Genomic DNA, 14,504 nt, shown 5'->3' on the forward strand with positions numbered 1-14,504 from the left:
GGCAATTCCATTGCGTAATTCTCATTTATTCGTGAATATTTTAAATTATTCGTAATGAAAGTTTGATAAGGCTACCTTATACAAACCTTATACCTACTCTTATTATTGAATTCAAAATAAAAGCACTACATTTTTTGAAATATGAAAATACAATCGGATTACGACTAGTGTTTCTAAAAAAACAACTGCAAATCCAGAAAATGCAGTTGTTTGATAAGGTATTGATAAAACTATTTTTTTGCAGCCTCTCTTCTTTGAGCATCCAGTACTGCGATGGTAGCGAGGTTGACGATTTCGTCTACACTTGCGCGCATCTGGAGAACGTGAACCGGTTGTTTCAGTCCCATTAGAATTGGTCCTACGACTTGTGCGACCTTCATTCCACGGATGATTTTGTAGGAAAGATTGGCACTTTCGAGGTTCGGGAATACAAATACATTCGCCGGAGTGGTACCGAGTTTCGAGAACGGATAATCGGAAAGGTGATCCGCATCCATCGCAAAATCGGGTTGTATTTCTCCATCCACAATCATTTTTGGGTACTTTTCATGAAGGATAGAAACTGCTTTCGCTACTTTCTTGGAAGTCTCCGAAATCGCCGCGAAGTTTTCGAAAGACAACATCGCAATTCTCGGCTCGATGGCAAAAGATTTCACCACCATTTCCGACATTTTAGCAATATTGACCAAGTCGTCAGAAGTCGGGTTCTGGATGATCGAAGCATCTGAGAAGAAGATTGGTTTTTTCTCGGTAAGGATCATCATCATCGACGCTACTTTGTCCACGCCTTTTTCTTTTTCAATCACTTCAAGAACCGGTCTCAAAGTAGAAGAATAGTTTTTGGAGAATCCTACGATCAAAGCATCGGTGTCGCCGTTTTTAAGCATCAGCGGACCGAAATAATCTCTCTGGCGAACATATCGTTTCGATTTGTACTCGTTCATTCCTTTTCGCTGGCGAAGTTTCCACAAAGATTCGCGGTAGATTTTGCGGTTTTCTTCTTGATCATCATCGGCAGGATCAACAATCTGTACATCGAGCTCGATGCCGAATTTCTTCATCTGTTCTTTGATGTATTTTTTCTCTCCGAGAAGGATCGGTTGTGCAATTCCTTCTTCGTAAAGGATTTGCGCAGCTTTCAATACGTTGTATTCTTCAGCATTCCCGAGAGTTACCCTTTTCGGATTGGCTTTGGCGCGGTTCTGCATCATTCGGATGAGTTTTTCGTCGCGGCCCATTCTGTCGAGCAATGCGTTTTCGTAATCCTCGAAATTCTCAATTGGTTTTCCGGCAATTCCGCTTTCCATCGCTGCTTTCGCCACAGCTATCGAAACATTGGTAATCAAACGATTATCGAAAGGTTTCGGGATGAAATATTCTCTACCGAAACTTAAGTTCTTTAAATTATAAGCCAAAATCACCGCTTCCGGAACAGGTTCTTTCGCAAGATTTGCAATCGCGTGTACCGCTGCGAGTTTCATGGCTTCGTTAATTCCCGTTGCTTGCACATCAAGCGCTCCACGGAAAATGTAAGGGAATCCCAAAACATTGTTCACCTGGTTAGGATAATCGCTTCGTCCGGTCGCCATGATGGTATCTTTTCGGGTTTTCATGGCCAAGTTGTATTCAATTTCCGGATCTGGATTCGCGAGTCCAAAAACAATTGGATTCTCAGCCATTGAAAGCAACATTTCCGGAGTCATCACATTCCCTTTAGACAATCCTATGAAAACGTCAGCACCTTTCAACGCATCTTCCAAAGTTTCCAATTCCGTTTGTGCAACGAAATCGAGTTTTTCAGGCGTTAAATTCTCTCTTTTTTGGTTGATGACTCCTTTGGAATCGCACATGAGGATATTTTCTTTCTTCAATCCCAATTCTACATAGAGTTTGGTACAGGCAATCGCTGCAGCACCGGCTCCATTCACCACGATTTTCACCTCATCGATTTTCTTGTTGGCAATTTCCAAAGCATTGATTAACGCTGCCGCAGAAATAATCGCTGTTCCGTGCTGATCATCGTGCATCAAAGGAATATTGAGTTCTTCCTTAAGTTTTTGTTCGATATAGAAAGCTTCGGGTGCTTTGATGTCTTCAAGGTTAATGCCCCCGAATGTCGGTGAAATTCCTTTAACGATTTCTATGAATTTATCAGGATCAGTTTCATTAATTTCGATATCAAAAACATTGATGTCTGCGAAAATTTTGAATAACAATCCTTTACCTTCCATTACTGGTTTGGATGCTTCGGCACCAATATTTCCTAGACCTAAAACTGCGGTACCGTTAGAAATCACGGCTACCAAATTACCTTTTCCGGTATAATCGTAAACGGTTTTAGGATCTTTCTCAATTTCGAGACACGGAATTGCCACTCCCGGTGAATACGCCAGAGATAAATCTCTCTGTGAGGAATGGGGTTTGGAAGGGATGACTTCAATTTTTCCCTTCGGCTCGATGCTGTGATAATCGAGTGCTGCCTGGTTGAAGTTTTTTTCGTCTCGGTTGTTTTTGCTTGACATAATATTACGGTTTTTTGCAAATTGCAAGTGTATGATTGATCGAGCCTCGATGGGCACGATTTATTCTAAATTGAGGATGTATTTCTTGTGGTATTCTACCAAACTTTCGATAGGTTTTTGTACCACTTTTCCGATTTGCAGGTTGAGTTCTGCTGCTGCTGCTCTTAAAATATCTTCATAAATATAGGCGATATAGCCAATGAAATTGATTTCCGATTCGCCCACTTCCGGATAAGGAAGTACCTGATAATCGAGGAAGTTCTTCATCTCGTCGAACACCATGTTCTGAAAATACGGATGTTTCTTTCTTTCTGCCACAAACTTGTTGAACTCGCCCAAATACGCATTCGCACGCGGATTGTGGTACATGCTTCGGATTGCCTCTTCGATGGTTAAATGATAGGTTTCAATGAAATCGGCTTCGAGATCTTTCGGAAGTTTTTTCATGAAGAATCTTCTCAGCAGATGTTTTCCCAACGCGCTTCCGCTGCCTTCGTCGCCGATAAGGAATCCCAAAGACGGCAAATCGGTTCGGATTTTATTCCCGTCGAAATAGCAAGAATTGGAGCCGGTTCCGAGTATGCAAATGATAGCAGGCTTCCCGTTATAGGCCGCATAAGCCGCAGCAGTCATATCTTCTTTGACGTTGATTTCAGCCGTAGGAAAGGTTTTTTGGAATTCATCCGCCACTTTTTGGGCGTTATCGGGAGTTCCGCAGCCGGATCCATAAAAAAACACTTTTTCGATCTGGCTTTTAAGTGTGAAGAGTTCCTGATTTTTATCGATTTCCTGCATGATAAAATCAGGATTGATGATGTTAGGATTGAACCCCAAAGTGGTAGTTCTTGTTTTTAGTTTTCCGGAGTTTTCCAGAATAACCCAGTCACATTTCGTGGACCCACCGTCGATAATAGCAATCATACGTTGTACAGTTTAATCTGCTAAAATATTAATTTAATTTTAAACCTTTTCCGAAAGAAGCATTTATTTTATGCAATGCAGGAAGCATTGAACCAATTGCATCTTCACCTAAAATTTTTTCGGAAAAACAAGGGACTAAAAAAACGGGCTAAAGCCCGTTAATTTACTATAGTCTGAAGGAATTTTGATATTATTCCACACTGATCACCTCCGAAATTTCAGGGGCAAACTGCTTGATGGTATTTTCCACCCCCAGTTTCATGGTTGAGAAACTCATCGGACATCCGTTGCAATTGCCTTGCAGTTTCACATAAACCTTGTGGTCTTTGATGTCGATCAGTTCGATATCGCCGCCATCTTTATTGAGAAACGGCCGAATGCTTTCCAGTGCTCCGAGAACTTTGGCGGTGATTTCTTCCATTTTAGTTTGCATGTTTTTCTATTTATGTTGAATAAGCTGATCCTTTCGGTATTACTTTTTAGGTGAGCAACCCGCCATGGTTGTAATTTTTACGGCTTCAGTCGGCGGAAGGTTTTTGTTTCTTTCCACCAAACTTTCAATCATGTTTTGGGCAGTTTTGGTATAGATTTCCGCAATCTTAGAACCTTCTTGCAAAGAGGCAGGTCTTCCGACATCTCCCGCTTCGCGGATGCTTTGGATCAATGGAATTTCTCCCAATACTGGGATTCCCAAATCTTCAGCAAGGTATTGAGCACCTTGGTTTCCGAAGATATAATATTTGTTATCCGGTAATTCTTCCGGAGTGAAATACGCCATGTTTTCAATCAATCCTAAAACAGGAATGTTGATGCTTTCCATTTGGAACATTGCAATTCCTTTTCTTACGTCGGCAAGTGCAATATGCTGTGGAGTACTTACAATCACCGCTCCGGTTACCGGAACTTCTTGAATAATGGACAAGTGAATATCCCCAGTTCCCGGTGGCAAGTCGATTAAAAGGAAATCGAGTTCTCCCCATGCTGCATCGCGGATCATTTGATTCAAAGCTTTGCTCGCCATAGGTCCACGCCATACTACTGCTTGGTTGGCTCCTGAGAAATATCCGATAGAAAGCATTTTCACGCCGTAATTTTCAATTGGCTTCATCAAGTTTCTTCCGTCCACTTCCACCGAAATAGGTTTTGCGCCTTCGGTATCAAACATGGTAGGAACGGATGGTCCGTAGATATCAGCATCCAGAATTCCTACTTTGAAACCCATTTTGGATAAAGTCACCGCAAGATTCGCCGCTACGGTAGATTTTCCAACCCCACCTTTACCGGAAGCTACTGCGATAATATTCTGGATTCCAGGAATTTGTTTTCCTTTGATTAAATTTTGCTGTACTTCGGAAGGTTCCGGAGAAGCAATTTTTAGTTTCAAAACGATATCTTCCCCAAATTCGGAGGCGAAAGCCTGCTTCATCGCTGCTTCGAGTTTCTTTTTCTCGTGCATCGCCGGGGAATGCGCCGTCATATCAATATAAACATCATTTCCCATCAACTGGAAATTGTGTACCAAATCATCTACTTCTATTTCTTTCAGAAATGCCTGAACTTTTTCTTTCGTCAACATTATTGTATGTAATAAATTAGTTTACAAATTTACGATTTTTAAATTATTTAGAATAAGTAAAATTAATGATAATTGTTGGTTTGAAATGAAGGATCTTGATCTTAATTGAAAATCCGGTTCATCTATTATTTAAGCCAAATATTAATATTTTCATCATCATATATTAAATAAATATGCATTTTTATGACTAAAAGCTGTTTTTATTATAAAATTATGAATAAATTTACATTGGTATTCAATGGAAATGAAACATTTAAGATCCATTAAAAAAAATTAATTAAAAATTTAAAAAGATGAATGTTACTTTAAACGCAAAATTTATTGCAGAAATGCTGGGAACCATGGTCTTGGTACTTATGGGCTGTGGGAGTGCCGTAATCGCAGGAGCCGACGGAACTACGGGCGTTGGATTGTTAGGAATTGCTTTTGCTTTCGGATTAAGTGTCGTGTCAATGGCGTATGCTATTGGTCACATTTCGGGTTGCCACATCAACCCTGCGATTTCCATTTCGATGGTGGTTGCCGGCAGGATGAAAGCCAAAGAAGCCCTGATTTATATTGTTGCACAAGTGATTGGTGCCATCATCGGTGCCGGAGTTTTATACCTTATTTTCAGCAATCATCCCGGTTTTGAGATGAAGCCTTGGGCATTAGGAGCGAACGGCTGGGGAACAGGATATTTGGGAGAATACAATACGACTGCTGCTTTTGTCGCTGAATTCATCTTCACTTTTATTTTCCTGTTGGTCATCCTAGGTTCCACCTCCACCAAAAATATCAACGGCGGTTTTGCCGGATTGGCGATTGGTTTGTCTTTAACCTTGATTCATATTGTTGGGATTAAAGTGACCGGTGTTTCAGTAAACCCAGCAAGAAGTATCGGACCAGCTGTTTTTGCAGGTGGAGAAGCATTATCTCAGCTTTGGCTATTTTTGGTTGCGCCAGTTTTAGGAGGCATCGCAGCTGCTTTCATTCATGGATTTTTAATTGAAAATCCCAAAAACTTTACAGAATAAAGTTCATTAAAACCATAAAAAAATTTCTGCCCTAAAAAGCAGGAATTTTTTATTGATGTAAAGAATTATTGACCTCATCAATCAGCCGCATTCGCTTCCCGATGCGCTTTTCTTCCACTGTTGAATCCTGCAGCAATAAAGAAAGCTGCAAAAGATGGCAAAAGCCATTCTAAATGATGTTCCGAAAATGGCAACCAACTTTTTAGCGTTTCAATAGGTTCCACCAAGACATTCAATTGCTGAAGTACAGAGAGCGATGCAACAACTCCTGCCGTGGTTACCGCAGCTACATAAGGCGTTCTGGAAAAGATGATTTTCCCAAAAAACAAGACGGTAAGAATCAGCGCAAAGGTGATTGGATACACAAAACCAAGAATTACCACTGCATATTCTATAATCTCATCGACACTTTTAACGGAAAAAAATGCAGAGACCAAACAAGTAAGCAATACCCCGACTTTGTAACCTATTTTTCCTTTTGAAAATTCCTGCAAGAAACTTCCCATCGCAGATGTGAGCGCAATTGCAGTCGTAAGACAAGCCAAAGCCACTGCAACAGAAATCACCAACGTTCCGCTTTCACCCATGAGGTTGTGTGAAATATTCAAAAGCAATTCGGTACGCGAAACTTTTTCAGAGAATTCATAACCGGAATGGGCACCAAGATAAATCAATCCTCCATAAATGAAAAGCAACGCCACCATAGAAATCAATCCCGCCGCAATGGTAATTTTAAAACGGTCTTTCGCATTGGTATATCCTTTATCAATTGCTGCAGAAATAATAATTCCTGCAAAAATCACCGAAGCCAACACATCTAAAGTCTGATACCCTTCATGAAACGCAAAAACAAAAGACTGTTGCGTGGTAACACCGGTAGATTCCGCAGCTGCAGTAGGATTCATGATGCCTATGGTCACCAAAATTCCCAAACTGAGAATAAGGAATGGTGTGAGGAAATTTCCAATAATATCGACAATTTTAGACTCGGAAACCGATAAAGCCAACACGATTGCAAAGAAGATTAAGGAAAAAAGAATATTGTTGAATTCCGGCAACAAAGGCTTCACCCCTATTTCGAAAGTAGCAGCAGCTGTTCTTGGAATCGCCACCAACGGACCAATACAAAGCATAATCAGCACTGCCAAAACTGTGACAACCACGGGATTTACTTTTCGGCCTAGATCGGTAAAGGATGTTCCGAAAAGCACCACGGTAAGTACTCCTAAAAACGGAGAAACAATCCCTGTGGTAAAAAAACCGGCAATGGCAGAAAACCATTCATCTCCAGTTTTCAGTCCGATAAAAGGAGGCAGAATTAAATTTCCTGCTCCAAAAAACATGGCAAAAAGTGCAAATCCTAAAGTGACCGCAGTACCTAATTTATTTTTCATTTTTCTCACCCTTCAACAACATCATTCTATTTTTGAATCGAAAATAGCCCTATTAAAAAATATTACAACGTTCCACCATGGTCTTCAAGCTGCCCTTCCCATTTGGAAACAGAAGAAGTAGCCAACGCATTCCCCAATACATTGGTCATGCTTCGTCCCATATCGCAGAAATGGTCGATTGGGAGAATGAGTGCAATACCTTCCGGCGGAATCCCAAACATGGTACAAGTGGCCACAATAATCACCAAACTGGCTCTCGGAACTCCTGCAATTCCTTTGGAAGTAAGCATCAACACCAAAAGCATGGTGATTTGTTGACCAACAGACATTTCGATGCCGTAAATCTGCGCGATAAAGATAGAAGCGAAGGTCATGTACATCATACTTCCATCGAGGTTGAAGGAATATCCTAAAGGCAAAATGAAAGAAACAATTCTGTTGTTGCAGCCGAATCTTTCGAGTTCTTCTACCAGTTTCGGGAATACTGCTTCTGAACTGGTGGTAGAAAATGCAATCAACAATGGTTCTTTAATTCTTCTCAACAATTCGAAAAGTCGGTTTCCTAAGATAAAATAACCTACCAAAAGCAAAACCAACCATAAAATTCCCAATGCAAAGAAGAAATCGCGAAGGTAAATGGCATATACTTTAAAGATTTCAAAACCGTTGGTTGCTACTACAGCAGCAATGGCTCCCAAAACTCCAAACGGTGCAAACCACATGATGTAGCCTACCATTTTCAGGATGGCGTGTGCGCAAATATCGAATGCCTTAATGATCGGTTTTACATACTCTTCGCCCATATTCGCCAAAGCCACGCCAAACATGATGGAAAATACCACAATCTGCAAGACTTCGTTGGTGGCAAATGCTTCAAATAAACTCTTTGGAATGATGTGTTTTACAAAATCTTCCATCGAGAAACCTTTGCTCGACTTCAGGAGTTCATCCGCCGAAGAAACATCTTGTATTGGGAGTTTGGTAACGTGTCCCGGCTCTAGCCAATTGACCAAAACCAAACCGATAAACAGCGAAACCAAAGAAGCAGTGATAAACCACAGCATCGCCTTGGTTCCTACCCTTCCAATCATTTTGATATCACTCATTTTGGCAATTCCCACGACTAAAGTAGTGAATACCAACGGCGCGATGATCATCTGAACCAATCGGATAAAGATGGTCCCGAGAAGTTTGATGTTTTTGGAAAATCCTTCCGCACTTTCAGGATATTGGGTGTGAACAATGCCGCCCATAATAACCCCTAAAATCAGTGCAATAATGATGGCAAAGAAGAGTTTGTTTTGACCTTTCATAGTTTTTGTATTGTATGTTCAAATGAAACCGTGTGAAACAATGTGGTTTCCAATTAATTTTTCAAAGATTTACAAATATATGTTTTTTTGTTTTTTATGCATGATGAGGCAAATTTGTTCATGATTTCATCGCATTTCTTTGATAAATTTCACCAGTAACGGATTATCATTCTGATTTTCAAAAATTTACCTTTAATTAAAAATACTATTTCTTATTTATTAAAAAAAGGGAAAAAACAGAAAAGATGATTTTGTTTTTAACGGAAAGATTGATCCAGTCTTATGTTTCCCGAAAAAGCATAAAAAAACCTCCGGAAAATCCGGAGGTTGAATTATTTTAAAGAGGATGAATTAAGCTTGCAAATATCTTGCGTAAGCGTAACCTTCTTCTCCATCAGCAGTTTTTACTTTCCACCAATCTTCGGAAGTTTGTTCTACCAAAGTTACTGATTCACCTTTTGCTGCTTTCCCAACGATTGCTGCGTCAGTTGAAGGTTCTTGTCTGATATTAAGGTTTGAATCTTCTGTAGCTACAGTTAATGCTGCACCAGCTGCTAAACCAACTACCTGAACATCCACGTTGATATCAGATGCGGAATAAGTAGAATCGATTGCTCCAAGTGCGTTCCATACTGCATCTTTCGCTGCGGTAGAACCTGCGTTTCCTGAAACATAAAGAATTCCGTCTTGTTCGGTTACTTGAAGATTAGAAACTCCTGCCGATTGAGCTGCGGAGATTACTCCTGCGTATTTATCTTGTAATGCACTCATAGTAAATTATTTAACAGTGTAATTATAGTTAACTTTTCCAGCTTTCAAAGCGTCCACAGACATTTTGATTTTTCTTGCTTGCTCTGGAGAAACATTTCCGGTAAGAGTAAGCTCTCCGTTTACAACTTCTACTTTCACTGAAGGGAAATCTTTCACCGCATCAGTCACTTTTTGTTGAACAGCAGGATCAACTGCAGAAACAGTTTCTACCACTACCGGTGCTTCGATGGTGGCCATATCCATAACATCTTTAACTCCAGGAATCGCTTTTAATGAAGCAATCATCGCATCTTTAGACGCTTGATCTTTAAAAGTTCCACTAAGGTGAGCAGTACCATCTTTCACTTCCACAGAAGCAGTAGGATTAGAAGTAACTACCGTGGTAGCTTGGGTTTGAAGTTCAGCATCTGTAACTTTCTTTTTACAAGAGATTGAACCGAATGACACAGCTAGCGCCAAAGCAGCCATTGCAAATGTTTTTTTCATAGTTGAATTTATTTAATGTTATAAAATATTATACTACCAAATTTAAACAATAAAAAGGATGCCGAAGCAATTATTTATGATAAATTTTTCTTAATTTTTTCTATTTCCTCATCCAAAATAGTTGTAATTCTTTATCAAAAACGCCATACATAATTATTGATTTCCAATCATTTAACCCTTCACAATCGTCCGGAAAGTCAGATTAATTCTCGGAGTATGAATTTTCTTTGTCGGCGGCAAACGGTGCAACCAAAAACTTTGGGTTTGGTCTCTCATCACCAGCAGACTTCCGTGTTCCAAAAGCAATTCTACCTTCTCTTTAGTAAATTTATGTTTGAATGAAAACTTTCTTTCTGCCCCGAAACTCAGTGAAGCAATGGCACCGTTTTTCTTCAGATCTTTTTCGCCATCACTATGGTATGCCATGCCTTCTTCCCCGTTATGGTAAAGGTTCAGCAAACAGGAATTAAATTCTTCCCCAGTTTTTTCTTCTGCTAAAGCTTTCAACTCGAGCAGTTCGCGTGTCCACGGAATGGCTTTTTTGGTAGAATTGGAATAGGTATATTCGAAATTTTCGTCGCCGTACCAAGCCACTTTTCTTTTGGTTAGAATTTTCTTCCCGAAAATCACGGCTTCATCGTTTTTCCATTCGATATCTTCCAAAAGTTGATGATAGAACGCATCCGCTTCTTCTTGATTGAGAATTTTGCCATAATAATTCACCGTACCATCTTTGGGCAGCAAGTTCTTATTCGCGTCTGCAAGGTTTCCGAATAAATCCATTCCTTCAATTTTTAAAACCCAAATTTCTTTATTTTTTTTATAAATTCGTTTAAAATTAATTTCAATGAAAAAACACCTCCCTTTTATCCTTCTCTTTTGTTGGGTAATGGCGATTGCTCAAAAAGCGCCCGATAATACTTTTGTAAAAGAAAACTTCACCAAAAAAGAAGTGTACATCCCGATGCGAGATGGGGTAAAATTGTTCACCTCCATTTACATTCCGAAAGATATTTCTAAAACCAAAAAATATCCTTTTTTGATGCAGCGAACCTGCTACAGCGTGGCTCCTTATGGGGAAAATGAATATCGTTCTGCTTTGGGACCTAACAAATATTTGATGAACGAGAAATTCGTTTTCGTTTATCAGGATGTTCGCGGGAGATACATGAGCGAGGGAACTTTCACCAACATGACGCCGCAAGTTGAGAGGAAAACTAAAAAAGACGTTGACGAAAGTACCGATACCTACGACACCATCGAATGGTTGCTGAAAAACATCGCCAACAACAACGGAAAAGTAGGACAATACGGAACTTCTTATCCGGGATTTTATACTGCAGCTGGAATTTTAGCAGATCATCCTGCTTTGGCAGCATCTTCTCCTCAAGCGCCCATTTCCGATTTCTGGAATGATGATTTCTTGCACAACGGAAGATTTATGCTCGGCTATTTCCGCACTTTTCCTGTTTTCGGAGTGCAAAAAACCAAAGCTGAGAAGGAAGGTTGGTATATGGATTCTTTCGTAAAACCCACTTCCGAAGACGGTTTGAAATTCTACCGCGAAATGGGGACTTTGAAAGACGGCTATGAAAAATATTACAAAGACAATTTCTTCATGACCGAGATTATGAATCACCCAAACTATGATGAATACTGGCAAAAAAGAAGTCTGCTTCCGCACCTGAAAAACGTCAACCATGCGGTAATGACCGTTGGAGGTTGGTTCGATGCAGAAGATTTATCCGGTCCGCTGAATATTTATAAAACTATTGAAAAAACCAGTCCGAAAGCCAAAAACACCATCGTGATGGGACCATTTTCTCATGGCGCTTGGGCGAGAGAAACAGGAAAAGGTTTTCACAATGACATCTATTTTGGAGACAGTATTGCGACGTATTATCAGAAAAATTTAGAAACTAAATTCTTTCATCATTATTTAAAAGAAAATGCCAAAACCGACGCCGGATTGCCCGAAGCCGTAATGTATGACACCGGAAGCAAAGAATGGAAAGAATTTGCTAATTATCCACCGAAAAACGCACAGAAAGTTAACTTCTATCTTGCCGATGGAACTTTGAAAAACGGTCCATCAACAGGCGTTTCCGAATATTACAGCGATCCGAATAATCCGGTTTTAAGTTCGGATAATCTTAAAGATTTCAACGGATTTACACCAAGAAATTACATGAGTGAAGACCAGCGTTTCGCAGAAGGCAGACCTGATGTTCTCACTTTCACGACCGATCCGCTCATGGAAGATTTGACTTTTGGTGGTGAAATTATGGCGAAACTCAACATCGCTTCAACTTCCACAGATGCGGATTTTGCGGTAAAATTAATCGATGTTTATCCGGAAGATTTTGTTCCGAAAGAAAAAAAGGACGGCGTGATTTATGGCAACTACCATCAAATGGTGCGTAGCGAAATTATGCCTGCAAGATTCAGAAATTCACGAGAAAAAGGGGAAGCTTTGGTTCCCAATCAAAAAACGGCGGTGAATTTCCGTCTTCAAGATGTGATGCACACTTTCAAAAAAGGACACCGCATTCAGATTCAGATTTCCAGCACTTGGTTTCCTCTGTTTGCTGTGAATCCTCAAAAATTTATGGAAAATCCTAATTTTGCAACCAAAGAAGATTATACGAAAGCATTCATTAAAATCTTCGGAGACAGCTCTATTGAAGCCGATATTTTAAAATAATTTCCTTTTAAAACATAAAAAAATCTCTTTCAACGAATTGTTGAAAGAGATTTTTATTTTTTACCACAAAACGCACTAATTAATGTTTGTGTTTAAGTAAATCATCTTGATTCTTTCTTCTTTCTTCTACTTCGAAATATGATAATACGCCAACATTTTGTAATACAATTTCGCAGCAAGGAAAGCTGTTGGTTTCGGCATCGCAGAATCCATTAATTCTACAATATCAAATGCAACTACATTGCATTTTTCGAAGACTTTTCTCAATAGTTCCAAAGTTGGATACCACTGCAAACCGCCCGGTTCCGGAGTTCCTGTAGAAGGAGCAATCGATGGATCAAACGCATCCAAATCGATGGTGATATAAACATTTCCTGAAACTTTTTCTAAAACATCGTCGATCCAAGTTGGATTAACCGCGATTTCATGTGCCCAAAAACAATTTCCATCTTGTACATATTGCATTTCCTCTATATCTCCAGAACGAATTCCGACTTGTACCAAATTATGTTTCTGACTCGCTTCAAAAACCGCACAAGCATGATTGGAAGTACTTCCGTGAAAATCCGGACGTAAATCGGTATGCGCATCGAGTTGTAAAACGGTCAGGTTTTCATATTTTTCTCCCACCGCACGAATCGAACCAATCGAAACGGAATGTTCCCCACCGAAAAGCGTGAAAAGTTTCCCTTCCTCGTTCAGCAATTCTTTGGTTTTTTGGTAAACTGCTTCTGTCATCGATTCCGGTGAAGCGTTTTCAGTGATTTCGCCGGCCAAATAAACACCTTCCAAATACGGCTCAGTTCCGGTTTCAATGTCATAAAGCTCCATGTTTTCAGAAGCGTCAAGAAAAAGTTCCGGACCTTTGTCGGCACCTTTTCCCCAAGTTGAAGTTCCATCGTAAGGAACGGTTACGAGCATTACTTTTGAGGTTTCCAACTGTGCATTTTCCTCGGGAATTCCTGCGTATGTTTTCATAAAAATGATAGATTTTGAATTATAAATTTTGGATTTTCAAAGATAATTATTTCTATCCTATTTCCTCTTATGGCTTTTTCTCATTTTTCTTTAATGAATGCTTAAATTTGTAAAAAATTTAAAATGCCATTAAAAGCTGTTTTATTCGATATGGACGGGGTGATTGTGGATACCGAACCGCTTCACCGAAAAGCTTATTTCAAAATGTTTGACGATTTGGGAATCGAGGTTTCCGAAGAGCTTTACACCAGTTTCACCGGCTCGTCAACGAAAAGAGTTTGCACCACTTTGGTTGAAAAATTCAATCTGGAGGAATCTCACGAAGACCTCGCCGCCATCAAAAGGAATTATTTCAAACATTATTTTGATCATGATCCGGATTTCGATTTAATATCCGGAGTGAGAAATTTGATCGAAAATTACTATGAAAACGGCATCAAACTCGTTTTGGCTTCTTCCGCTCACATGAATACGATTAACTGGGTGTTCGAAAAATTTGACCTCGAAAAACATTTTGTAGGAAAAATAAGCGGCGCCGATCTCCAGGAATCTAAACCTCATCCGGAAATTTTCATTCTGGCTTCCGAAATCGCCGGCGAACCCAAAGAACATTGCATGGTGATTGAGGATTCTACCAACGGAATTGAAGCCGCATCAGCAGCTGAAATCTTCTGTGTGGCGTATCAAAGTGCTCATTCTAAAAGTCAGGTTTACGACAAAGCCAATTTGTTGGTCTCAGATTATGGCGATATTTCTTTTGAAAAAATCGGGCGTTATTTTTAGCGGAAGTTTTTTAAGAGTAATTCAAATAAAAAGGAGCAAC

At 39.8% G+C, this 14,504-nt stretch carries 13 protein-coding genes; 3 read left to right on the forward strand and 10 right to left on the reverse strand.

The features are described 5' to 3' along the window. Window positions 1–230: 230 nt before the first annotated feature. The 4 genes from NOV28_RS06975 to NOV28_RS06990 form a co-directional block, all read right to left on the reverse strand. Entirely contained in the window at window positions 231–2,522 is a 2,292-nt protein-coding gene (locus tag NOV28_RS06975; protein WP_255929029.1) for an NADP-dependent malic enzyme, read from the reverse strand. A gap of 60 nt (window positions 2,523–2,582) precedes the next feature. Then, the gene (locus NOV28_RS06980; RefSeq protein ID WP_255929031.1) at window positions 2,583–3,443 is read right to left on the reverse strand and encodes a BadF/BadG/BcrA/BcrD ATPase family protein; all 861 of its coding nucleotides are present in this window, start codon (window positions 3,441–3,443) and stop codon (window positions 2,583–2,585) included. A 190-nt stretch (window positions 3,444–3,633) separates the two neighbouring features. Further along, a complete protein-coding gene (locus tag NOV28_RS06985) occupies window positions 3,634–3,864 on the reverse strand; it encodes a NifU family protein (protein WP_255929034.1) in 231 nt (76 codons plus the stop codon). 51 nt (window positions 3,865–3,915) lie between these two features. Next, on the reverse strand, window positions 3,916–5,019 hold the full coding sequence (locus tag NOV28_RS06990) for an Mrp/NBP35 family ATP-binding protein (protein ID WP_255929043.1): 1,104 nt from the start codon (window positions 5,017–5,019) through the stop codon (window positions 3,916–3,918). A gap of 293 nt (window positions 5,020–5,312) precedes the next feature. On the opposite strand from NOV28_RS06990, the gene aqpZ reads away from it, so the two are divergent. Next, the gene (aqpZ, locus tag NOV28_RS06995) at window positions 5,313–6,035 is read left to right on the forward strand and encodes an aquaporin Z (RefSeq protein WP_255929045.1); all 723 of its coding nucleotides are present in this window, start codon (window positions 5,313–5,315) and stop codon (window positions 6,033–6,035) included. A gap of 77 nt (window positions 6,036–6,112) precedes the next feature. Here the strand turns inward: aqpZ and brnQ are convergent, their stop codons facing one another. The 5 genes from brnQ to NOV28_RS07020 form a co-directional block, all read right to left on the reverse strand. Further along, window positions 6,113–7,429 (reverse strand): branched-chain amino acid transport system II carrier protein, encoded by a 1,317-nt coding sequence (gene brnQ / locus NOV28_RS07000; RefSeq protein ID WP_255929047.1) that lies wholly within the window; start codon window positions 7,427–7,429, stop codon window positions 6,113–6,115. A 62-nt stretch (window positions 7,430–7,491) separates the two neighbouring features. Beyond that, the gene (locus NOV28_RS07005) at window positions 7,492–8,742 is read right to left on the reverse strand and encodes a dicarboxylate/amino acid:cation symporter (protein WP_255929058.1); all 1,251 of its coding nucleotides are present in this window, start codon (window positions 8,740–8,742) and stop codon (window positions 7,492–7,494) included. A gap of 351 nt (window positions 8,743–9,093) precedes the next feature. Continuing rightward, the gene (locus NOV28_RS07010; protein WP_255929060.1) at window positions 9,094–9,513 is read right to left on the reverse strand and encodes an SH3 domain-containing protein; all 420 of its coding nucleotides are present in this window, start codon (window positions 9,511–9,513) and stop codon (window positions 9,094–9,096) included. Window positions 9,514–9,519: 6 nt separating this feature from the next. Continuing rightward, window positions 9,520–9,999, reverse strand: coding sequence for a BON domain-containing protein (locus NOV28_RS07015; RefSeq protein ID WP_255929062.1), 480 nt, complete (start codon window positions 9,997–9,999; stop codon window positions 9,520–9,522). A gap of 171 nt (window positions 10,000–10,170) precedes the next feature. Beyond that, entirely contained in the window at window positions 10,171–10,782 is a 612-nt protein-coding gene (locus NOV28_RS07020) for an alpha-ketoglutarate-dependent dioxygenase AlkB family protein (protein WP_255929064.1), read from the reverse strand. 64 nt (window positions 10,783–10,846) lie between these two features. Between NOV28_RS07020 and NOV28_RS07025 the strand changes: the two genes are divergently transcribed. Then, the gene (locus NOV28_RS07025) at window positions 10,847–12,703 is read left to right on the forward strand and encodes a CocE/NonD family hydrolase (protein ID WP_255929066.1); all 1,857 of its coding nucleotides are present in this window, start codon (window positions 10,847–10,849) and stop codon (window positions 12,701–12,703) included. A 126-nt stretch (window positions 12,704–12,829) separates the two neighbouring features. On the opposite strand, the gene speB is transcribed toward NOV28_RS07025, so the two are convergent. Continuing rightward, window positions 12,830–13,681 carry an agmatinase gene (gene speB, locus NOV28_RS07030; protein ID WP_255929068.1) on the reverse strand — a complete coding sequence of 284 codons (852 nt, stop codon included), beginning with the start codon at window positions 13,679–13,681 and terminating at the stop codon, window positions 12,830–12,832. 123 nt (window positions 13,682–13,804) lie between these two features. Between speB and NOV28_RS07035 the strand changes: the two genes are divergently transcribed. Continuing rightward, the gene (locus tag NOV28_RS07035; RefSeq protein ID WP_255929071.1) at window positions 13,805–14,464 is read left to right on the forward strand and encodes an HAD family hydrolase; all 660 of its coding nucleotides are present in this window, start codon (window positions 13,805–13,807) and stop codon (window positions 14,462–14,464) included. Window positions 14,465–14,504 lie beyond the last annotated feature (40 nt).

It is taken from the genome of Kaistella montana (assembly GCF_024436175.1).
GTDB classification, from domain to species: domain Bacteria; phylum Bacteroidota; class Bacteroidia; order Flavobacteriales; family Weeksellaceae; genus Kaistella; species Kaistella montana.